Annotated in this window: 20 protein-coding genes and 1 pseudogene; 5 read left to right on the top strand and 16 right to left on the bottom strand. The window is 71.5% G+C overall.

From position 1 onward, the window contains the following. Positions 1-20: 20 nt before the first annotated feature. Both ACG04Q_RS19000 and ACG04Q_RS18995 read left to right on the top strand, forming a co-directional pair. A complete protein-coding gene (locus ACG04Q_RS19000) occupies positions 21-866 on the top strand; it encodes a phytanoyl-CoA dioxygenase family protein (RefSeq protein WP_394512836.1) in 846 nt (281 codons plus the stop codon). A 135-nt stretch (positions 867-1001) separates the two neighbouring features. Next, complete coding sequence (locus ACG04Q_RS18995) at positions 1002-2096, top strand: BON domain-containing protein (protein ID WP_394512834.1); 1095 nt, start codon at positions 1002-1004, stop codon at positions 2094-2096. Positions 2097-2161: 65 nt separating this feature from the next. Here the strand turns inward: ACG04Q_RS18995 and ACG04Q_RS18990 are convergent, their stop codons facing one another. The 10 genes and pseudogenes from ACG04Q_RS18990 to msrP form a co-directional block, all read right to left on the bottom strand. After that, entirely contained in the window at positions 2162-2590 is a 429-nt protein-coding gene (locus ACG04Q_RS18990; protein WP_394512833.1) for a hypothetical protein, read from the bottom strand. Between the two features lie 122 nt (positions 2591-2712). Then, the gene (gene glmU / locus ACG04Q_RS18985; RefSeq protein ID WP_394512831.1) at positions 2713-4092 is read right to left on the bottom strand and encodes a bifunctional UDP-N-acetylglucosamine diphosphorylase/glucosamine-1-phosphate N-acetyltransferase GlmU; all 1380 of its coding nucleotides are present in this window, start codon (positions 4090-4092) and stop codon (positions 2713-2715) included. 63 nt (positions 4093-4155) lie between these two features. Further along, the gene (locus tag ACG04Q_RS18980) at positions 4156-4785 is read right to left on the bottom strand and encodes a DUF4136 domain-containing protein (protein ID WP_394512830.1); all 630 of its coding nucleotides are present in this window, start codon (positions 4783-4785) and stop codon (positions 4156-4158) included. Between the two features lie 107 nt (positions 4786-4892). Continuing rightward, complete coding sequence (locus ACG04Q_RS18975) at positions 4893-5417, bottom strand: hypothetical protein (protein ID WP_394512829.1); 525 nt, start codon at positions 5415-5417, stop codon at positions 4893-4895. Further along, a complete protein-coding gene (gene ttcA, locus ACG04Q_RS18970) occupies positions 5414-6373 on the bottom strand; it encodes a tRNA 2-thiocytidine(32) synthetase TtcA (RefSeq protein ID WP_394513010.1) in 960 nt (319 codons plus the stop codon). Before ttcA ends, ACG04Q_RS18975 begins: the two co-directional genes overlap by 4 nt. Further along, positions 6370-6768: a dihydroneopterin aldolase gene (locus ACG04Q_RS18965; RefSeq protein WP_394513008.1), complete on the bottom strand. Its 399-nt coding sequence runs from the start codon at positions 6766-6768 to the stop codon at positions 6370-6372. The genes ttcA and ACG04Q_RS18965 overlap by 4 nt, the downstream gene beginning before the upstream one ends. Positions 6769-7080: 312 nt before the next feature. Beyond that, positions 7081-7632 (bottom strand): annotated as a pseudogene (locus tag ACG04Q_RS18960) (FAD-dependent oxidoreductase); the annotation flags it as partial. A 79-nt stretch (positions 7633-7711) separates the two neighbouring features. After that, entirely contained in the window at positions 7712-8506 is a 795-nt protein-coding gene (locus ACG04Q_RS18955; RefSeq protein WP_394512828.1) for a MipA/OmpV family protein, read from the bottom strand. Between the two features lie 60 nt (positions 8507-8566). Continuing rightward, complete coding sequence (locus ACG04Q_RS18950; protein WP_394512827.1) at positions 8567-9190, bottom strand: protein-methionine-sulfoxide reductase heme-binding subunit MsrQ; 624 nt, start codon at positions 9188-9190, stop codon at positions 8567-8569. A 4-nt stretch (positions 9191-9194) separates the two neighbouring features. After that, complete coding sequence (gene msrP, locus ACG04Q_RS18945; RefSeq protein ID WP_394512825.1) at positions 9195-10163, bottom strand: protein-methionine-sulfoxide reductase catalytic subunit MsrP; 969 nt, start codon at positions 10161-10163, stop codon at positions 9195-9197. Positions 10164-10316: 153 nt separating this feature from the next. Here msrP and ACG04Q_RS18940 point away from each other — a divergent pair, with 153 nt between their 5' ends. Beyond that, on the top strand, positions 10317-11489 hold the full coding sequence (locus ACG04Q_RS18940; protein ID WP_394512823.1) for an alkane 1-monooxygenase: 1173 nt from the start codon (positions 10317-10319) through the stop codon (positions 11487-11489). Positions 11490-11525: 36 nt separating this feature from the next. Here ACG04Q_RS18940 and ACG04Q_RS18935 read toward each other — a convergent pair whose 3' ends face one another. Next, entirely contained in the window at positions 11526-12104 is a 579-nt protein-coding gene (locus ACG04Q_RS18935; RefSeq protein ID WP_394512822.1) for a TetR/AcrR family transcriptional regulator, read from the bottom strand. A 112-nt stretch (positions 12105-12216) separates the two neighbouring features. Between ACG04Q_RS18935 and ACG04Q_RS18930 the strand changes: the two genes are divergently transcribed. Continuing rightward, positions 12217-12684, top strand: coding sequence for a nuclear transport factor 2 family protein (locus tag ACG04Q_RS18930; protein WP_394512820.1), 468 nt, complete (start codon positions 12217-12219; stop codon positions 12682-12684). A gap of 89 nt (positions 12685-12773) precedes the next feature. Here ACG04Q_RS18930 and ACG04Q_RS18925 read toward each other — a convergent pair whose 3' ends face one another. The 3 genes from ACG04Q_RS18925 to imuA are packed head-to-tail and all read right to left on the bottom strand — an operon-like array spanning position 12774 to position 18304. After that, entirely contained in the window at positions 12774-16145 is a 3372-nt protein-coding gene (locus tag ACG04Q_RS18925) for an error-prone DNA polymerase (RefSeq protein ID WP_394512818.1), read from the bottom strand. A gap of 19 nt (positions 16146-16164) precedes the next feature. Next, positions 16165-17466 carry a DNA polymerase Y subunit UmuC family protein gene (locus ACG04Q_RS18920; protein ID WP_394512817.1) on the bottom strand — a complete coding sequence of 434 codons (1302 nt, stop codon included), beginning with the start codon at positions 17464-17466 and terminating at the stop codon, positions 16165-16167. After that, complete coding sequence (gene imuA, locus ACG04Q_RS18915) at positions 17435-18304, bottom strand: translesion DNA synthesis-associated protein ImuA (RefSeq protein WP_394512815.1); 870 nt, start codon at positions 18302-18304, stop codon at positions 17435-17437. Before imuA ends, ACG04Q_RS18920 begins: the two co-directional genes overlap by 32 nt. 167 nt (positions 18305-18471) lie before the next feature. On the opposite strand from imuA, the gene ACG04Q_RS18910 reads away from it, so the two are divergent. Continuing rightward, on the top strand, positions 18472-18858 hold the full coding sequence (locus ACG04Q_RS18910; RefSeq protein ID WP_394512813.1) for a YciI family protein: 387 nt from the start codon (positions 18472-18474) through the stop codon (positions 18856-18858). A 10-nt stretch (positions 18859-18868) separates the two neighbouring features. On the opposite strand, the gene ACG04Q_RS18905 is transcribed toward ACG04Q_RS18910, so the two are convergent. Continuing rightward, a complete protein-coding gene (locus ACG04Q_RS18905) occupies positions 18869-19927 on the bottom strand; it encodes a serine/threonine protein kinase (RefSeq protein ID WP_394512812.1) in 1059 nt (352 codons plus the stop codon). 35 nt (positions 19928-19962) lie between these two features. Then, positions 19963-20820 (bottom strand): DUF2726 domain-containing protein, encoded by an 858-nt coding sequence (locus ACG04Q_RS18900; protein WP_394512810.1) that lies wholly within the window; start codon positions 20818-20820, stop codon positions 19963-19965. Positions 20821-20904 lie beyond the last annotated feature (84 nt).

Below are 20904 nucleotides of genomic sequence, written 5' to 3'. Positions count from 1 at the left end.
CCTGGGCCCACAATCGAGCCATGACCGTCGACGCCACCCGCTACGCCGAACAAGGCTATCTCGTCATCCCGGGCTTCAAGTCCGCCGCGGACATCGCCGCGCTGCGCGAGCGCGCGCTGCAGATCGTTGATGCCTTCGACCCCGGCGAGCAGCGCCCCGTGTTCACGACCGAGGAGCAGCAGCGCCACGTGGACGACTACTTCCTCGACAGCGGCGACCAGGTGCGCTGCTTCTTCGAGGAGGAGGCCTTCGACGAGCAGGGCCGGCTGCGCGTGCCCAAGGAGCTGGCCATCAACAAGATCGGCCACGCGATGCACGACCTGGACCCGGTGTTCAGCGCGTTCTCCAAGGGTGACGCCCTGCGCGGCGTGGCCGCTGCGCTGGGGCTGAGCCGGCCGCAGGTCTGGCAGAGCATGTTCATCTTCAAGCAGCCCGGCATCGGCGGCGAGGTGCGCTGGCACCAGGACGCCAGCTTCTTCGAGAGCGACCCGGTCACCGTGACGACCTTCTGGTTCGCGCTGGAAGACGCCACGCTGCAGAACGGCTGCCTGTGGACCGAGCCCGGCGGCCACCGCGGCCCGCGCGGCGTGCTGCGCGAGCGTTTCGTGCGCGAGGGCCGCAAGGCGTGGATGGAGCAGATCGACGCCACGCCCTGGCCCGCGGCGGACTCCGCGCAGGCCATCCCGCTGGAGGTGGAGGCCGGCTCGCTGGTCGTCTTCCACGGCCTGCTGCCGCACTACTCGGCGGCGAACCGCTCCGCCCGGTCGCGCCATGCGTACACGCTGCACGTGACCGATGGCGCCAGCCGCTACTCGCCGCGCAACTGGCTGCAGCGCGGCGCGGCGCTGCCCGTACAAGGCTTCTAACAGCGCTCACAAACGCTCACCGGCGCGGCCCGCCGTCCTACAGGGCCAGGGGCGCCACGCCGGCACGGGCCGGCGCCGTGCCGCCGCAAAGTTGCCTCCATCGCAACGGTCGCAAGACGACGACAGGAGGCTGACATGAAGTTCCCGAAATCTCTGCACGCCGACGGCTGGTCCAACCACATCGACACCACCCCGTCGGACAAGCCTTCCGTGAAGGCCGCGGGCGTCGGCGCCCGCCTGCCCGGCGCCAAGCCGGCCAGCATCACGCCGTCGCTGAGCACCACGCCGCCGCTGTATGCGCAGGCAGCGCCCGCCGCCGCGCCCCGCGTGGCGCCGGCCGTGCATGCCCAGCCCCGCGCCGCCGCGCTGCCGCCGCAGCGCCCCAAGGCCACGGCGGGCTGGATCGCGGCCGGCGTCGGGGCCGCCGTCATCGCCAGTGTCGCCATCTGGGCGATGAACCGCCACGCCGAGACCTCCGCCGCCCCGCCCGCCGTGATCGGCAGCGCCGCCATGCCCACGCAGGTGGCGGAGGCGACGCCCGTGGAGCCGGCGCCCGCCGCCGACCGCGACACCGTGGCCGCTGCGGACGCACCCGCGCCCGCTGAACCAGCCGCGGAGCGCCTGGGTCCGCCGGTGACGACCGTCAGGCCCGCGCCCGAGGCGGCTCGCCCGGTTGCCCAGGCGCCGGTGCCTGCGCCGCGCCCGGACCTGGTGGAGCGTGCCAACCCGCGCACGGCGGCCCTGCAACCGCTGCAGCCGCCGGTGACCGTGGCCGCGGCTCCCGCCGTCGAGCCGGCGCCCGCGGCTGCCGTGCAGCCGGGCACCACGCCGCTGACGCTGCCGCCCACCGCGGCCGGCCCGGCACCGCTGATGCCGCAGACGGCGACGCCGCCGGTCGCCGCCACGACGCCTGACACGGCCGCCAGCGCCGTTGCCGCCCCCGTGACGCCGCCGGTGGCGCAGGCGCCGGCCGTGCCGTCGCCGGAGGACAGTGGCATCACGATGACCGTGCGTTCGGCGCTGGCTGCGGACGCCACGCTGGCCGCCGTGCCCATCGCCGTCAGCACCGACCATGGCGTCGTGAAGCTGGAAGGCCAGGCGCCGGACGCGCCGACGCGCGAGCGCGCGACGGTCGTGGCCGCCAGCGCCGCGGGCGTGAAGGCGGTGGACAACCGGCTGACGCTGCCGCCGGCCACCGTGGTGGGCCAGGCGCCCAGCAGCACGCTCTGAGCGCGCTGCCCGGCTGACGCAAAAAGGCGCCCCGCGGGGCGCCTTTTTTCATGGGCAGGGCCGGTTCAGTGGCAGAACGCGTGGCGGGCCGGCGCCAGGTCGGCGTCGATCAGCGCGTCGGCCGTCACCTCGCGGGCGGCTTCCAGCTGCAGGCACAGCTCGGTGATGCCGTCGTCGCGGCCGCCGACGACCTCGGGCAGCGGTGCGGTGGCGATGTCGGTGGGCAGGTCGGCCAGCGCGCCGATGAGCTGGAACAGCAGCTCCAGGCTGGCTTCGCCGTCCTGCGGCAGGTCGCGCGCGGCGCCCAGGCTGCGGGCCAGGTAGTAGCAGGCCTCGGCGGCGTTGTCGCAGGCCTGGGCCTTCAGTTCCAGCGCGCGGTTGCGGGCGTCGGCTTCCTCGCGTTCGCGCTGCGACTGCAGCAGGTCGAACGCGCCCAGGTCGGCCGGGACGGCATCGTCAAGCGAGAACGCGGCGAGATCGAGTTCGTGGGCCATGGTGGGTGGAGCGGTTCGGTCGTGAGACGGGTGTCATGCTAACGGCGCCAGGGGCGCCAGGGGCGCGAGGGTGCCCCCTCATCCCGGGCGCCGCGGCATGATCCGCGGAACTAAGTCACTATTCAGCGCTTCTTCGCCGGACGCGTCCAGCCGGAAATGGCCACCTGTTTGCCGCGAGCCACAGCGAGCTCGCCCGGGTTGACGTCCTTGGTGATCGTGGAGCCGCCGCCGATGGTGGCGCCCGCGCCCAGCGTCACCGGGGCCACCAGCACGCAGTTGGAGCCCACGTGCACGTCGGCCGCGATGGTGGTGCGGTGCTTGTTGGCGCCGTCGTAGTTGGCCGTGATGGAGCCGGCACCGAAGTTGACGCGCTCGCCCACGGTCGCGTCGCCCAGGTAGGCCAGGTGGTTGGCCTTGGCGCCGTCGGCCAGCGTCGCGTTCTTGACCTCGACGAAGTTGCCGATGTGGACCTCGGCGCCCAGCTGCGCACCGGGGCGCAGGCGGGCGAACGGGCCGATCAGCGCGCCGGCGCCGACGCTGGCGCCCAGCTTCTCGCCGTCGATGTGCGTGAACTCGTGGATGCGCGCGCCGGACGCGATGCTGACATTGCGGATGACGCAGTTCGCGCCGATGCGCACGTTGTCGCCCAGCTGCACGTCGCCTTCGAACACGCAGTTCACGTCGATCTCGCAGTCCTGCCCGTGCGTCAGCGTGCCGCGCAGGTCGAAGCGGGCGGGGTCGGCCAGGCGCACGCCGGCGCGCATCAGGTTCTCGGCCTGCTGGGCCTGGAAGGCGCGCTCCAGCTGCGCGAGCTGCACCGGGTCGTTGACGCCCAGCACCTCGGTCTCGCTGCCGGCCTTGATGCCCAGCACGGGCAGCCCTTCGGCGACGGCCATCGCGACGATGTCGGTCAGGTAGTACTCGCCCTGGGCGTTGTTGTTGCTGAGCTGTCCCACCCAGCGCTTCAGCGCGGCGGTGGGGGCGGCCATCATGCCGCTGTAGCCCTCGTGGATGAGGCGCTGCTCGGGCGTGGCGTCCTTGTGCTCGACGATGGCCAGCACGCCGCCATCGTCCTGGTTGCGGATGATGCGGCCGTAGCCGGTGGGGTCGAACAGGTCCACCGTCAGCAGCACCAGCGCGTGGCCGGCGCAGGTGTCGATGAGCGCCTTGGCGGTGGACGTCTCGATGAGGGGCACGTCGCCGTTGAGGATCAGCGTCGTGCCGTCGCCCACCAGCGCCGGCACGACCTGCTGGATGGCGTGGCCGGTGCCCAGCTGCGGCATCTGGCGCACGAAGCTGATGCCGGGCGCTGCCACCGCGGCTTCGACCTGCTCGGCGCCATGGCCGGTGATGACGATGCGCGCGTCGGCGGCCAGCGGCTCGCCGCTCTTGAGGACGTGGGCCAGCAGCGAGCGGCCCGCGAGCTTGTGCAACACCTTGGGCGTTGCGGACTTCATGCGGGTTCCCTTGCCCGCCGCCATGATCACGATGTTGAGCGCCATGCCTGCCTTGCGACTTCTTTTTGCGAAGCCGCGATTATGGGCAGGCCGGCCGCCCGGCCGCGCTCAGCGCGATGTCTGTACGGACACGCGGTGCGACTTCGGGTCGACCTTGGGGAACTCGGCCAGCGACGCGGAGAACAGCGGCCCCAGCAGCGCCTCGCCGGCGGAGATGCCCTCGTTGCTGGCATGCGCCTCGTACAGCGCCTCGCCGCTGGCGCGGTCGCGCAGCAGCACGGCCACGGCGCGGTCGTAGCGGCGGTCGAAGAACGGGTCCTGGCGCCAGCCCCAGAGGCCGGGGCCCACGTAGCCGTAGCGCGGCGAGATCATCAGCCGGCCGCGCCAGCGCCACCACAGCGGGTCGTCCCAGGGCACGGGGTCGTAGGCGGTCACGCGGGCGCCCAGCGTGATGAGCACGTCGGCGGTCTTGGCGTCGGCGGCCGGCGTGAAACCGGCCTTCTCCAGCGCCGGGCGCACGGCGTCTTCCAGCGCGGTCTGGCGCTTGGCGGCCTCGTCGTTCTGCTGCTGCGACGGCAGGCGGTCGAAGGCGTAGGTGCCGGGCTTGCGGTCGGCGGGCCAGTTGCCATAACTGGATACGTCGGCGGACACGGTGTACGGGCCGGCGCAGCCGGTGACGGCCAGCAGGGCCGCGGCGCTCAGGCTGGTGAGCACCAGCCGGCGGGTGGGTGTGAACATGCGAGCCTCCAGGGTTGGGCTGTACGGACGATCTTCAGGCGGGCAGTTTGCCGCACTGTGTCCGGACGCAACCAGATGTCAGCCTTTGGCCTGGCGTCAGGCCGGGGTCACGGGCCGTTCGATTCGCAGGCGGCCGGCGTGGGCGGCTGCGCGAGGTCGGGGGGCGGGGCTTGCGTCGCGTCGTCCGTGACGACGGCCTTGCAGCGGCCCGGCGCGTAGACGCGCTGGGACACGGTGTAGGCCCGGCCCGCCTCGGGTGTGAAGCTGACGAGGCTGGTGCAGGTGTAGCGGGTCAGCGGGCCGTTCACACCGGTCACGGACACGGCGCTGGACGACGTGCCCTGCACGGCCACGTGCAGCGGCTGGCGGGCGCGCACGCGGGTGGGCTTGGGCTTCTCGGACAGGTCGTAAGCCTTGCCCACGGTGCCGATGCGGCCGGACGCCGGCGAGGCCTGGCAGCCGCCGTTGTCGAAGACGGTCACCGTGGTCCAGGACGGGAAGTCCTTGCCCTGGTGGGCGATGGTCAGCGTGGCGGCCGGCGCGCCCGGCAGCGGCTCGGCGTAGCGGGTGGCGCAGCCGGCCAGCAGCGCCAGCCCGGCGGCGCCGGCCCATGCGCAGAGCCGGCGCGTCACTTGACGAAGGTGATGCCGACGCTCTGCACGGGCGGGGCGCAGCTCTCGTCGTCGTCGAACGCGATGTCGCCGCCGGCATCGGCAACGCCCGTGGCCTTGATGGTCTCGAACGGGAACAGCTTTTTGTCCATCATGTGCGAGGGCACGATGTTGGTCATCGCGGTGAAGATGTTGTCGATGCGGCCCGGGTAGCGCTTCTCCCACTCGTTGATCATGGCCTTGACCTGCACGCGCTGCAGGTTTTCCTGGCTGCCGCACAGGTTGCACGGAATGATGGGGAACTCGCGGTGCTCGGCCCAGCGCACGAGGTCGGGCTCCTTCACGTAGGCCAGCGGGCGGATGACGACGTTCTTGCCGTCGTCGCTGACGAGCTTGGGCGGCATGCCCTTCATGCGGCTGCCGAAGAACATGTTCAGGAACAGCGTCGTGACGATGTCGTCGCGGTGGTGGCCCAGCGCGATCTTGGTGCAGCCCAGGTCGCCGGCCACGCGGTACAGGATGCCGCGGCGCAGGCGCGAGCACAGGCTGCACGTCGTCTTGCCCTCGGGCACCAGCTTCTTGACGATGGAGTAGGTGTCCTGGTTCTCGATGTGGAAGTCGACGCCGCGGCTCTTGAGGTACGCGGGCAGCACTTCTTCCGGGAAGCCGGGCTGCTTCTGGTCGAGGTTGACGGCGATGAGGCTGAACTTGATGGGCGCGCGCTGCTGCAGGTTCAGCAGGATGTCCAGCATCGCGTAGCTGTCCTTGCCGCCCGACAGGCAGACCATGACCTTGTCGCCGTCTTCGATCATGTTGAAGTCGGTGATGGCCTGGCCCACCTGGCGGTGCAGGCGCTTGGACAGCTTGTTGATCTCGTGCGCGGCCTTCTTGGCGGCGATGTCTTCGGCGGAGGCGGCCGGGGCGTGGTCGATGACGTCGGTGTTCATGGCGGTCGGGGAGTTCGTGGGGGTGGTCACCATTGCCCGGTTTCGGCGCTGACGGCGACTTCGCAGTCCGGGAAGATTTCGAGCTTGGTCAGCTTCACGCGCACGCCGACGACGCCGGCCAGGCTCATCAGGCGGTTGCTGAGCTTGCCCACCAGCGCCTCGACGAGGTCGGTGTGCTCGGTGGTGCATTCGTCGATGATGGCCGCGCGGATGCGGCGGTAGTCCAGCACGCGGCCGATGTCGGCATCACGCGCGACGATGGGCAGAGCGCCGAGGTTGACCTCGGCGTCCACCTGGATGGGCTGCGGGCCGGTGCGCTCGAAGTCGAGGATGCCCAGGTTGGCCGCGAAGCGCAGCCCCTGCAGGTGGATGACCTGGCGGTTGTTGAAGCGCTGCGGCGCGGCGGTGGGGCCCTCCGGGCGCAGCGCCTGCTCGATGAGCTTGGCGGCCTGCACGCCGTCGGCCAGCGCCGTCTGCACGCAGGGGTGCCAGCGGCCGCTGGCGTCACCGGCGACGAAGGCGTGCGGGCGGTCGTGCTCGCTGAGCAGCTGGAAGGCGGAGGGCTCGGTCTCGAAGCCCAGCAGCGCGGCGACGACGTCGAAGCGCTCGTCGCCCACCGTCACACCGGTGTCGTCCGGCCGCAGCGCGTCGGGCAGCGGCGTGGCCAGGCGCGGCCGGATGCGCGGGTGCGTCGTCACGCGGGCGACGAGGTGGGCCTGGGCGCGCCAGTCGCCACGCGCCCACACGGTCACGTCGCAGCCGCGCTCGGCCAGGAACAGCGCGTTCTCGGCCGCGTTGTCGCCAGCGCCCAGCAGCAGCACGCGGCCGGCGGGCAGCGTGTCGCGGCGGGCCGTCAGCGCGGTGGCGTCCAGCACGCGCGGATGCGGCACGCCGAAGTAGCGCGCCGGCCGCAGCAGCCGCAGGCCGGTGGCGACCAGCAGCGCCCGCGCCTGCACATGCTCGCCGGTGGCCAGCTGCAGCGTCCAGGCGCCCGCGGCGTGGCGGGCGGATTCGGCCGTGGTGGCGAGGCGCAGCGCGATGCCGTGGGTGGCCTGCACCTGGCTGGCGTAGCGTTGCGCCAGCTCGGCCAGTGCGCTGGCGGGCTGGCCCAGCACCCAGTCCTGCCGGAACGACAGCCCCCACAGCGCCGCGCACAGCTGCGGCTCGCGCTCGACGAGCAGCGCCGTCAGCCCCAGCTGGCCCAGCCAGGACGCGGCGCTGCAGCCGGCGGGGCCGCCGCCGAGGATGGCGACGTCGACGCGGGTGGTCGGCAGGGGGTGGTCGGGCATGGGTAGGGTGCAGTGGCGGCTGGCAAAGACCGCCATTGTCCCAAACTGCGCCTTCACCCCCTTGCCGGGGGGGCGCGGGTCAGTAGGTGTAGGTGAGCAGGACTGCGCCTTCCGGGGCCGTCTTGCGGCGCGCCAGCGGGCTCTTGCCGGCATCGCCCAGCAGGTGGCTGACGCCGCCGGTGGTCACCACGCTCCAGTGGTCGTCCACGCGGTGTGTCCAGGCCAGGTTCAGCTCGGTCTTGTAGAAGCCGGCCTTGGGCGTGAACAGCGCGTAGCCGGAGGCGGCCGACTGCGTGGGCGTGACGCCGAAGTAGGTGCGCAGGTACTTGGCGTCGCCATAGCTGGCGCTGGCGCTGAGCGACAGCGAGTCCTGCTTGCCCTGCAGCAGTGGTAATTCGGCGCCCAGGTGCAGCGCGCGGCCGTTCTCGCGCTGCGTCAGCGGCAGCTCCAGCGCGGCGCGCAGCTCGGCGCTGTCGCCCAGCTTGAAGCCGGCGCTGAACAGGCCCACGGCCGAGGCCTTGACCTTGCCCATGCCCTTGAGCTCGTCGCTGCCGCCGCCGGTGCCCAGCACGTTGCGCTTCTTGTCGCTGCGCTCGCCGCGGGCGCCCAGCGCCGCGCTGAACTTGAAGACGTCGGTCTCGGTGCCCCAGCCCACGCCGCGCATGGTGCTGGCGAAGAAGCCGCTCTCGTGCTGGTAGTCCAGCAGTGGTGCCAGGCCCACCTGGTTTTCCTTGGAGCCGGCGAAGCGGGGCGACACGCCCACGCCGGCGCCGATGGTCAGCGTGGAGGTCTTGGCGGGCGGCGCGTCGGCGGCGCTCGCGTTCAGGGACAGGCCGGCCAGGGCCAGGCAGGAGAACAACAGGCGGTACTTCATGGGTCTGACGTCAAACAGGCTGCGAAGGCATCCCGGTGATCCCCATGCTGCGGGCGCCGGCTAAAGCTTCCCTGGTCGCTGCATGAAGAAAGACTTAAGGCGCCAGCCCAGCAGCAGCGCGAGCAGGGCGCCGTAGACCGCCGGCTCGCCGAAGTTGTTCTTGCCGGCGCGCATCCAGATGAAGTGCAGCAGCGCGATGACGCTGACCGCATACACCGCCTTGTGCAGCAGCCGCCAGCGCGGCGCACCGAGCGCCCTGATCGCGCGGTTGAAGCTGGTGGCGGCCAGCGGCAGCATCAGGGCCCAGGCCGTGAAGCCCATCAGGATGAAGGGCCGCTTGGCGATGTCGGCGGCGATGGCGGCCACGTCCAGCCCCTGGTCCAGCCAGCCATAGGCCAGCAGGTGCAGTGACGCGTAGAAGAAGCTGAACACGCCCAGCATGCGGCGAAAGCGCGCCAGCGCCGCCAGCCCGGTCAGCTCGCGCAGCGGCGTGATGGCCAGCGTCAGCCACAGCAGCCGCAGCGTCCACTCGCCCAGCTCGCGGATCAGCTTCTCGGCCGGGTTGGCGCCCAGCTGGTTGTTGAACGCGCCATACACCAGTGCGGCCAGCGGGGCCAGGCACAGCAGGAACAGCAGTGGCTTGGCAGCGCGGCTGAGCAGCGCCGTCGTCAGGAAACGCGTCACGGGATCAATAGTTCTTCTTGAGATCCATGCCCGCGTAGAGCTGGCCCACCTGCGCCTCGTAGCCGTTGAACATCAGCGTGGCCCGCTTCTTGGCGAACAGGCCGTCCTCGCCGATGCGGCGCTCGGTGGCCTGGCTCCAGCGCGGGTGCGGCACGTTGGGGTTCACGTTGGAATAGAAGCCGTACTCCTGCGCCGCGGCCTGCTCCCAGCTGGAGCGCGGCTGCTTCTCGACGAAGCGGATCTTGACGATGCTCTTGGCCGACTTGAAGCCGTACTTCCACGGCAGCACGATGCGCACCGGCGCGCCGTTCTGGTTGGGCAGCACCTCGCCGTACATGCCGAAGGTCAGCAGCGCCAGCGGGTGCATGGCCTCGTCCATGCGCAGGCCCTCGACGTAGGGCCAGTCCAGCACGCCGGAGCGCAGGCCCGGCATCTGCGAGCGGTCGGCCAGCGTCGTGAACTCGACGAACTTGGCCTTGGACGTCGGCTCTGCCTTCTTGATGAGTTCGGCCAGCGAGAACCCCACCCACGGAATGACCATGCTCCAGCCCTCCACGCAGCGCAGCCGGTAGATGCGCTCCTCCATCGCGCCGAGCTTCATCAGCGCATCGAGGTCGTAGTTGCCGGGCCTGGCGCACTCGCCCTCGACGGCCACCGTCCAGGGGCGCGGCTTCAGCGTGTGGGCGCGCTGGGCGGGGTCGGCCTTGTCGGTGCCGAACTCGTAGAAGTTGTTGTACGAGGTCGCGTCGGCATAGCTGGTGGGCTTGTCCATGACGCTGGCGCCAGCCACGGCGGAGCGGGCGGCCGCCAGCTTGGGCAGCTTGCCGCCGCCGGGTGCGCCCTGGGCCAGGGCCAGCGGCGACGCGGCGGCCAGGCCCAGGCCGGCGGTCAGCTGGCGGCGGTTCAGGTAGGCCTGGCGGGGCGTGATCTCGCTGGGCAGCGGCTCGTGGGGGAACGGGGTCTTGATCAGCATGGGGCTCTCGTCACTCTAGTCAAGGAGTGTGGTTGTCGGTCGCGTGGCCAGGGGCGCAACTTACACCGGTGTCGCCCGGCCCGTGCGTTGCTCGATGTAAACCCCACCGCGGCCGTCCTTGACGCGAGGTGGGGGCCGACCGAGCATGCCGCCATGTCCGACAGCCTGCCGTCGCCCGCGCCGATACCCTGGCGCGATGCCAAGCGCCATGCGTGGCTGCTGTCCGGTGTCTTCCCCGGGCTGGCCTGGATCAACGTCTGGCAGGCCGACCGCAGTGGCCACATGGGCTGGCTGTGGCTGATGCCCGGCATCATGTACACGGCCATCCCGCTGCTGGACTGGCTGCTGGGCGAAGACCGCAGCAACCCGCCCGACGAGCAGGTGCCGGCGCTGGAGGCCGACCGCTGGTATCTCGGCGTGCTGCTGCTCTTCGTGCCGCTGCAGTTCGGGCTGACGCTGCACGGCGCCTGGCTGGCCGTGCACGGCGGGCTGGGCCTGGTGGGCCTCGTCGGCCTGGTGCTGACGGTGGGCGGCATCAACGGCGTGGCCATCAACACGGCGCACGAGCTGGGCCACAAGCACGCGGCCTGGGAACGCTGGCTGTCGCGCGTGGTGCTGGCGCCGGTGGCGTACGGCCACTTCTTCGTCGAGCACAACCGCGGCCATCACCGCCGTGTGGCCACGCCGGAAGACCCGGCCAGTGCCCGGCTGGGCGAGAGCTTCTGGGCCTTTCTGCCACGCACGGTGCTGGGCGGCCTGCAGTCCGCCTGGCAGCTGGAACGCCAGCGCCTGGCCGGCCGGGGTCACGGCCCCTGGCACTGGCACAACGAATGCCTGCAGGCCTGGGCGATGACGGGGGTGCTCTACGCCGGCCTCGTTGCCTGGCTCGGCTGGGCGGTCCTGCCCTTTCTGCTGGTGCAGGCCGCCTACGGCGCGCAGCTGCTGGAGGTGGTGAACTACATCGAGCACTACGGCCTGCTGCGCCAGAAGGGCGCCGACGGGCGCTACGAGCGCTGCGCCCCGGAGCACTCTTGGAACAGCAACCACCGCATGTCCAACCTGTTCCTGTACCACCTGCAGCGCCACAGCGACCACCACGCCCACCCCGCGCGCCGTTACCAGGCGCTGCGCCACTTCGAGCAGGCGCCGCAGCTGCCCAGCGGCTATGCCGGGCTGCTGCTGGTGGCCTACGTGCCGCCGCTGTGGTTCCGGTTGATGGACCGGCGGGTCATGACGCATTACGGCGGGGACCTGGCGCGGGCGAATGTGCAGCGTTCGGCATGGCGGAAGCTGTCCCGACGGTGGGGCGCGGCGCCGGCCGGCTGACGCAATCTGCTGGGCGGGAAGGGTGGCCTGTTGCGCTCAGGCGCCGGTCAGCCGGGCGGTGATGAGCGCCAGCGCGCCCAGCGCGGTGGCCGGATCGCTGCCGTACTGGGACTGCACGATGGCGCCGTCGACGGCGGTGGCCAGGGCCTCGGCCGTTTGCCGGCGCTGATCCGACGGCGGCAGCAGGGCGGCCAGGGCATCGGTCATCTCCTGCTTGTGCTGGCGGGTGACCTCCACGACGGCCGGCAGCACCGGCCCCAGCTCGCTGACGCCGTTGAGGAAGGCGCAGCCGCGGAAGTCGCCTAGAGCCTGGCCGCTGAACCATTCCTGCATCGCCGGCACGAGCGCCTGCGCGCCCGCGGCAGCGCCGCCGTGACGCGCCAGCGCCGCGTTGAACCACGCCATCCACTGCGCGTGGCGCAGGTCCAGGTACGCCAGGATGAGGTCGTTCTTGCTCGGGAAGTGCCGGTAGAAGGTCACCTTGGTCACGCCCGCTTCGGCGATGACGCGGTCGATCCCGGTGGCCCGCAGGCCCTCCGCGTAGAAGAGGTCATGCGCCGTGCGCAGGATGCGTTCTCGGGCCGGGAGGTCGGTGATGCCGGTTTGCGTGGCCATGTCGAGACTATAGACAAGTCTGTCTACATGCGCCACAATCGGCGCGTAGACAGGTCTGTCTACGTGCCGCCGGTCTGCGGCTCCTCCTGACCTCCTCTTGAAAGCCTCCGCCATGGACACCCGCCCCCCGCTGCCTCCCTTCAGCCGAGAAACCGCGATCCAGAAGATCCGCCTGGCCGAAGACGGCTGGAACAGCCGCGACCCCGCACGCATCGTGCTGGCCTACAGCCCGGACACCGTCTGGCGCAACCGGGCGGAGTTCCCGCGCGGGCGCGCCGAAGCGCAGGCGCTGCTGGAGCGCAAGTGGGCGCGTGAACTGGACTACCGCCTGATCAAGGAACTCTGGGCCTTCGAGGGTCATCGCATCGCCGTGCGCTTCGTCTACGAATGGCACGATGACGCCGGCAACTGGTTCCGCAGTCATGGCAACGAGAATTGGGAGTTCGACGACCAGGGCCTGATGACGCATCGCCACGCGAGCATCAATGACCGGCCGATCAAGGCCGAGGACCGCAAGTTCCACTGGCCGCTGGGCCGCCGCCCGGATGACCACCCGGGGTTGACCGAACTTGGGCTGTGACCGACAGGGGCGCGCCGGAGTCCAAGTCGGCGCTGCCGTCGAAGTCGCAAGACGCGCGGCCTTCGTCTTTGTGGGCCTGGACGGCCCACTCAGCGGAAATCCCGGCTCTCCGTCGGCAACCGTCCCAGCCACGGATTGAGGTTCTTGAACCCCCGCGCCAGCAGGTGCCGCACATCGCCATCCCCGCGCTGCCAGACGCCTTCCACCGCCAGCAGCCGGGCGCCGAGGATGGTGCTGCGGTGTTCCTCGTAGACCTTGGGCCACACGATGACCTGCACGTTGCCGGTCTCGTCTTCCAGCGTGACGAACAGCGTGCCTTTGGCGGTCTGCGGCTTCTGCCGGCCGGTGACGATGCCGCAGGCCTTGGCGAAACGCCCGGCCTTGACGGCGTCGAGCTGCCGGGCTGACAGCAGGCCTTCACGCGCCAGCCGCGGCCGCAGCAGTTCCAGCGGATGGCGGCGCAGCGTGAGGCCGGTGGCGGCGTAGTCCCACAGCACTTCCTCGCCCTCGGCGGCGGCGGGCAGCGCGAGGTCGTCCTCGGGCAGCAGGCTGCCTTGCAATAACGCCGGCATCGCGTGCAGCGCCGAGGCCTGCCAGACCTGCTGGCGGCGATGGCCGGCGAGTGAGGTGAGCGCGTCGGCGGCGGCGAGGTGTTGCATGTCGGCCTGCGTGAGGCGGGCGCGGTGGGCCAGGTCTTGCGGATGGGCGAAGTCGCCGTCGCGCCGGCGGGCGTCCTCGATGCGCAGCGCTGCCTCGTCACCCAGCCCGCTGACCAGGCGCAGGCCCAGGCGCACCGCGGGCTGGTGCTGGCCGTCGCGGAGTTCCAGCGTGCTGTCGTGGCCGCTGTGGTTCACGTCGATAGGCCGCACCTCGACCTGGTGCCGGCGCGCGTCCTGCACCAGCTGGCTGGGCGTGTAGAAACCCAGCGGCTGCGAGTTCAGCAGCGCACACAGAAAGGCGGCGGGTTCGTGGCGCTTGAACCAGCAGCTGACGTAGGTCAGCAGCGCGAAGCTGGCGGCGTGGCTCTCGGGGAAGCCGTAGCTGGAGAAGCCCTTGATCTGGCGAAAGATGCTTTCGGCGAAGTCGCGTTCGTAGCCGCGCTCGCGCATGCCGTCGATGATCTTGTCGTAGTACTTCTCCAGCACCCCGGGGCGCTTCCAGGCGGCCATGGCGCGACGCAGTTGGTCGGCCTCGCCGGCGCTGAATCCCGCCGCGATCATGGCCACCTGCATGACCTGTTCCTGGAAGATGGGGACACCGCAGGTTCGCTCCAGCGCCTCTTCCAAGCCTGGCGGGCATTTCGCCTGGCCGGGGGGCAGCTGGCGGTTCTTCAGATAGGGGTGCACCATGCCGCCCTCGATGGGGCCGGGCCGCACGATGGCGACTTCGACGACGAGGTCGTAGTACTTGCGTGGCCTCAACCGCGGCAGCATGGACATCTGCGCGCGGCTCTCGATCTGGAACACGCCGACGGTGTCTGCCGCGCAGATCATGTCGTAGGTGTCGCTGCAGTCCTGCGGGATGGTGGCCAGTTCGTAGGACGTGCCGCGCAATGGGTTCACAAGGTCGAAGCAACGCCGCAGTGCGCTGAGCATGCCCAGGGCCAGGACGTCGACCTTCATCATCTTCAGTTCGTCGATGTCGTCCTTGTCCCATTCGATGACGCTGCGGTCCTTCATCGTCGCGTTCTCGATGGGCACGAGCCGCTCCAGTGGCCCCTCGGTCAGCACGAAGCCACCGACGTGCTGGCTGAGGTGGCGCGGCAAACCGTTGAGCTGCCGCGCCAGCGTGATGAGCTGCAGCAGGCGCGGGTCGTCGTTGGGCAGGCCCAGGCGCTGCAGCAGGGCATCGCGGTGAGCGTCGGGAAAGACATCGAACACCCAGCCGCTGTGGTCCTTGCACATGATGGCCAGCTGCTCTTCGCTGAAGCCGAGTGCCTTGCCGACATCGCGGATGGCGCTGCGGGGGCGGTAGCAGATGACGACGGCAGTCAGCGCGGCGCGGTCCCGGCCGTACTTGTCGTACAGGTGCTGGATGACCTCTTCACGGCGGTCGTGTTCGAAGTCGACGTCGATGTCGGGCGGCTCGCCACGCTCCTTGCTGATGAAGCGCTCGAACAGGGGCGTGCCATCCTTGGGGTCGACCGATGTGATGGCGAGGCAGTAGCAGACCACGCTGTTGGCGGCGGAGCCGCGGCCTTGGCACAGGATGTCGATGCTGCGCGCATAGGCGACCACTTCGGCCACGGTGATGAAGTAGTGCTCGTAGCGCATCTCCTCGATCAGCGCTAGTTCATGCTCGATGCGCTGCTTCCACTTGTCGGGCACGCCATCCGGCTGCGGCCAGCGTGCGTTGGCGCCTGCGTAGGTCAGCTCGCGCAGATGCTGCATCGCCGTGCGCCCGGGGGGCACCAGCTCGCTCGGATACTGGTAGCTGATTTCGGTCAGATCGAAGGTGCAGTAGGACGCCACATGGAGCGTCTGGGCCATCAGCTCCCGAGGCACCAACTGCGCGATGCGCTGGCGCGTGCGCAAGTGCCGTTCGGCGTTGGGTTGCAGGTCGAATCCGCAATCGGCCACGTTGCGTCCCAGACGGGTGGCGGTCATCACGTCCTGCAAGGCCTTGCGAGATCGCACATGAAAGTGCACGTCGCCTGCCGCCACCAGCGGCAGGGCTGTTTGGTCGGACAGCTGCTGCAGCCGTTGCAGCCACTGCGCGTCGCTGGCTTCTCGCAGCAGTTCCGCGGCAATCCAGGCGCGGCCGATGAAGTGCTGCAGCAGCCATCGCGCGGGCGCCAGCAGTTCGGCATCGCTCGCGTCGCGCGGCAGCAGGAGCAGCGCCAGGCAGTCGGTCAGTTTCTCGGGAACGATCTCGCGCCAGCGCAACATGTACTCGCCCTTGACCGGGCTGGCGCGCCGCAGCCGCGTGATGAACTGGCTGAGGTTGCCGTAGCCGCTGAGGTTCTGTGCGATCAGCACGAGCTTGAAGCGCGGCGTGCCGGCGTCGTCGCGCACGAGGAACTCGCTGCCGATCAGCAGCTTCATGAGCTGCGGCTGTTCGATGCCGTCGACCGGCTGACCGGCCTCGGTGGCGGCCTCCTTCAACGCCTGGTGCGCCGCCTCGCGCATCTCGCGCAGCTGCTTGTGCGCGCGCACGACTCCGGCCAGCGAGCACTCGTCGGTGATGGCCAGTGCCTCGTAGCCCTGCTTGACGGCGCGCTCCACCAGCTCTGCCGGTTCGGACGCGCCGCGCAGGAAGCTGAACGCCGTCAGGCAGTGCAGCTCCGCGTAGCGCGGCAGCTCGCGAGGCAGCGACTCGTCTGCCCGCCTTGGGGGGCGCGGCGCTGACGAAGCGTCAAACGCCTGCGCATCGGCCACGCGCCGCATGTCGGCGTCCGATGCGAAGCCGAGCCGGCGGAGTTCGTGCAGGTGCTCATCGCGGTCGGACTGCGGCGGGCTCATCGGTGCCTCCCGGCGGGCGTCATGCGAACACCCCATGCAGGAACCAGCCCGACGTGGCCCGCTGGCGGGCCGACTCGGTGGCCGACAGCCGCTCGTGATAGACCCACAGCAGCCCGCGCGCCGCGCTGCGGTAGACGTAGTAGTCGCGTGTCTGCAGCTGGCCCGGGCCGTCCCACCAGCCGGCCTCCACGCGGTGCGGCCCGCTGATGCGCGCCAGCGCGCCGCAGTACGTCGGCTGCTCCCGTGCATCGCAGCGCAGCGGCAGCGGCGGCTCCACCAGCCAGGTGGGCTGCGGCCCGGGCGGCGGGCGCACGGGCGGCGACGCGGGCGCGGGCCAGGGCAGCCAGCGCTGCATGCGGTCCAGGCGGTGGTCTTCCTGCAGCCGGCCCTCGCGGACGTGATCGGCACCCAGCCGCACCGACAGCCGCTCCAGCAGCGCGTGCGTCGTCGCGCGCTCGGCCGGGTCGGACGGGCCGGGCAGCAGGCTGTGGCTGCCTTCCTGCAGCGGCAGCAGCGTGTCGGCGCTGAGCGTGATCTCGCCGGCCGGCGCGGCCAGCGTCGTGCGCGCCAGGTGCTCGCCCAGCAGGCGCGTCAGTCGCTGCAGGTCGCGCGTCGTGTCGGCGGTGGCCACGGTCAGCTCGCCGCTGCCGGCCACGTCACGCGCGCGCATCGCGTCGTGCTGCCAGGCCAGGCGCAGCGTGCGCACGCCGGCGTGGCGCGCAGCGAGAAACGTGCAGAGCTGGCGCAGCAGCGTCTCGGCAAAGCTCAGCAGCACGGGCGCGTGCTCGACACGCCACGGCAGCTCCAGCCGGGCGTCGAAGCGGTCGGGCAGCGTCAGCCAGTCATGCACTTCGGGCAGGTCGCCGTAGGCCTGGTCCAGCGCCGTCAGCAGCGCCGGGCCGAAGCGCCTGGCCAGCGCGGCGCGGGGCAGCCGGCGCAGCTCGCCCAGCCGCGTGCAGCCCAGTCGCGCCAGCATCGCGTGGTGGGCGTGCGCGGCCGTGAGGGCGGCCAGCGGCAGCGCATCCAGCCGGGCCGCGAGCGGGCCCTGCCGCGGCGCGCCGGGGCAGCGCGCCAGCGCCAGCGCCGCCAGCGCGGTGGGGGCCCAGGCCATCGCGCCCAGCGCCAGGCCGGCCCGCACCGCGTCTGCCTGCAGCCGCAACCGCAGCGCGCGCGCGCCGCGGAACAGCCGCAGGCTGCCCGACACCTCGGCCACCACCGCCTCCTCCAGCCGGGCAACGCGGGGCGTGAAGCTCAGCGCCAGCCAGGCGAGGGCGTCATCCGCCGCTGCATCAGGCGTGCAGCACAGTGCGAGCCAGCGCATCGGCGCGCTCCAGAGGAGGAGATGCCGGCGCGGGCGAGGGCGCCGGGCCCGGTGCCGGCTGGGGCTTGCGCTTGGCCGCCGTCAGCAGGGGTTCGACGGCGCCCGGCACGGCGGGCAGCTCCAGCCAGCCCTCGTGCGCCGGCCCGCGGCGCTTGAGCAGGTGCACGTTCAGCGCCCAGCCGTCGCCCGGTTGCACCACCAGGCGCAGCGGCGCGGCCGAGGACTGCTGGCCCGCGCGCTCCGGCCGCACGAGGAAGGCGGGCGCGTCCGAGCTCAACGCGCTGACCTGCAGCCGGCGGATCTGCTCCGGCCGTGCCTCGGGCAGCCAGGCCAGCACGGCCACGCGCGACTTGATGGCCTGTTCGGCGGCCCACAGCTGCTGGGCGGGCGCGGTGGCAGTCACCCAGATCAGCGCGGCCTGCGGCAGCCCCAGCGCCCGCAGCCCCGGCAGGTGCGGCGTGTGTGGCGGGTTGATGAGCAGCAGCGAGCGCAGCGCCGGCGCGGCGGCGCGTGCCCGGCGGCCCGGGGCAGCGGCCGGCAGCGCCTGGGCGGCCCACCAGCGCTGCAGCGCCGGCGCCAGCAGCCGCCACTCCAGCACACCCGACTGCGGCGTCAGCAGCTCGGTGATGGCCTGCAGCGGCCAGCCGCCGCCGGGCAGCTCGGCGTCCAGCGCCGCAAAGCCGCTGGGTAGCGTGGGCGCGGCGCTGGCGCCCAGGCTGCTGCCGCGCCACAGCCGGCCTGCCAGGCGGGCGTCCAGGGGCGCGTCCAGCGAGGCCTTCTGCGGCGGAAGGCCCGGCACGGGCAGGGCGGCGGGGGCGGAAGATAGGGCGGACAGCATGGCCGGGCGGACGAAACCAAAGGCGACGGGGAAGAAAGCGGAGCCTGGATGAGACCACAATACTGTATGTATATCCAGTATTTTCCGACTATCGACCTTGGTCGCCCGCTAGCATTCCTGCCTCGGGTGCCGTGTGCTGCCCGCCCCCAACTCCCGGAGATTTGCCGATGCCGATGAACGACTACCTGGTGCTGTCCCGTGGCCAGTGGAACGAAGACGCCAGCCCGCAGGCCGTGCAGGCGGCCATCGACGCCTTCTACGTCTGGTACGAGCAGGGCCTGGCGCAGGGGCGGCTCAAGCCCGGCAGCCGGCTGGAGCCGGGCTGCCGCATCGTCGCCAGGGGCGGGCTCATCACCGACGGCCCGTTTGCCGAGACCAAGGAGTGGGTGGGCGGCTACTGGTTCATCGTCGCCGAGTCGCTGGCGCAGGCGGCGGCCATCGCGGCCGAGAACCCCTGCCTGCAGTTCGGGCTGACCCTGGAGATCCGGCCGCTGGATGCCAGCCGCGCCGATGTGACGGTGGCGACCAACGAGACGCCGGCGAGCTGGCGTTAGGGCTCAGGCGTCAGGCGAACCCGTCGCCGTCAAAGTCCACGGCGTCCTCGTCCCGCGTGAGGGTGGGCGGCGCGTCCTTGGGGCGCATGGCCTCCAGCTGCTCGCGCAGCTTGGCGACCTGGTCCAGCCAGTAGTTGGGCGAGCCGAACCACGGGAAGGCCAGCGGGAAGGCCGGGTCGCCCCAGCGGCGCGCCAGCCAGGCGCTGTGGTGGATCATGCGCATCGTGCGCAGCGGCTCGATGAGGCGCAGCTCGCGGTCGTCGAACTCGGCGATCTGCTCGTAGCCGTCCAGCACGGCGTTGAGCAGCTGGCGGGCGGCATCGGGCTCGCCCGGCAGCAGCATCCACAGGTCCTGCATGACCGGGCCCATGACGGCGTCGTCCAGGTCGACGAAATGCGGCCCGCGGTCGGGCGTCCACAGGATGTTGCCGGGGTGGCAGTCGCCGTGCAGCCGCGTCAGCGGCAGGTCGGGCAGGCTGTCGAAGGCGGCCTGGATGGCGTCGATGCAGCGGCGCGCGGCGTCGTCCCAGCTGGGGGCGATCTCGGGCGGGATCGCGTCGTTGTGCATCAGCCAGTCCCGCGCTGCCTGGGCCGGCGCGGCGCTGGCCCAGGACAGCCGCGCGGCGAACGGCCGCTGGCGGCCCACGCCGTGCAGCCGCGCCAGCAGCCGGCCTATCCAGCGCAGCACCTCGGGGTCCTCCAGCTCCGGCCCGCGACCGCCCTGGCGCGGCGTGACGGCCAGGCGCTGGCCCTGGTGATGGAACAGCGTGGTGTCGCCGTCCAGCAGCCACGGCGCGGCAACGGGCACCTCGGCGGCGGCCAGTTCGGCGGCGAAGGCGTGCTCCTCCAGGATCTGCGCGTCGCTCCAGCGGCCCGGCCGGTAGAACTTGGCGACGCCCACGCCGCGGCCGGGGCGGTCGTCCTCCAGGTGGACCTGCAGCACGCGGTTCTCGAAGGAGTTGAGCTGCAGCATCCGACCGTCGGCGCGCAGGCCGGCGGCGTCCAGGGCGTCGAGCATGAACTCCGGCGTCAGGTCGCCGAAGCTGAGGTCAGGGGTCGCGTGGTGCATCCGGCGAGTGTCGCCGGTCGGCCGCGGTCAGCGGTTCAGCGGCGGCGGGGGCGCTCGGTCGCGTAGCGCGGCGCGTCGACGACGACGCCCACGATGTCGTCCATCATGGCTTCCTCGTCGGCATCGTCCAGCACCGGCAGCGTGCGCGGGTTGAAGCGCGCCGCATCCAGCTGGCGCTGCGGCGCGCGGCGCTCGACCGGCGGGCGATGCGGGTAGGGCGACTGCGCCCGCGGCTGGCGCGGCTCGGCATAGGCCGGGGGCTCGTTGCCGCCGAAGACGCCGGCGTCCTGCCACAGCGGCAGCGGCTGCGAGAACTGGCCCCAGTCGCTGCCGAACTCGTCGTCGCTGGCGCGGCGGCGCGGCAGGGCGGCCGTGGCGGCCGGCGCCGGCAGCGGGCCACGCGGGTTGCTGCCCTGCGGCACCAGCAACTGCAGCTCGGCGACGCTGGGCAACTGGTCCATCGCGCAGCGCAGGTAGCGCACGCGGCAGGCGGACAGCACGGCATGCTTGATCTGCAGGCTGCGCGGCGTGACGCCGCGCTCGCCTTCCAGGTCGATCGCGGCCAGCACGCGGCCGTTGGGGCTGCAGACGGCGAAGGTCACATGCGAGGCGCCCAGGAGGTCGAACCAGTAGCGCACTTCCTTGGCCTCGGTGGGCTGGCAGAAGCGCACCAACGGCAACTTGGACAGCACGACGTGGTGGGGCAGCGCCTCGCGCAGCAGGCGGAAGACGCGGCGCTCGTCGGTCGTGAAGACGGGCCTGGCCGTGAGCGACCACTCGCCAGGAAGGCCACGGTTGGCGTAGGCCGGCCGCCGCAGCGCCCAGACCAGGCTGATGGCCAGGCCCAGCACGCAAACAGCCAGCGCTGCGATCCAGTAGATGGCGTACGGCATGTCTCTCGGGGAGTTCGGCGGCATCGCCGACAGGCACGCGGCGCACTAGTAGATCAATGTAGCGTAATCAAGGGACAGGCTATT

Origin of the sequence: Pelomonas lactea (assembly GCF_043555885.1) — a bacterium.
Lineage (GTDB): Bacteria > Pseudomonadota > Gammaproteobacteria > Burkholderiales > Burkholderiaceae_C > Pelomonas > Pelomonas lactea.
Note: the sequence above shows the minus strand (reverse complement) of the source record. Positions and strands in the feature narration are given on the sequence as shown.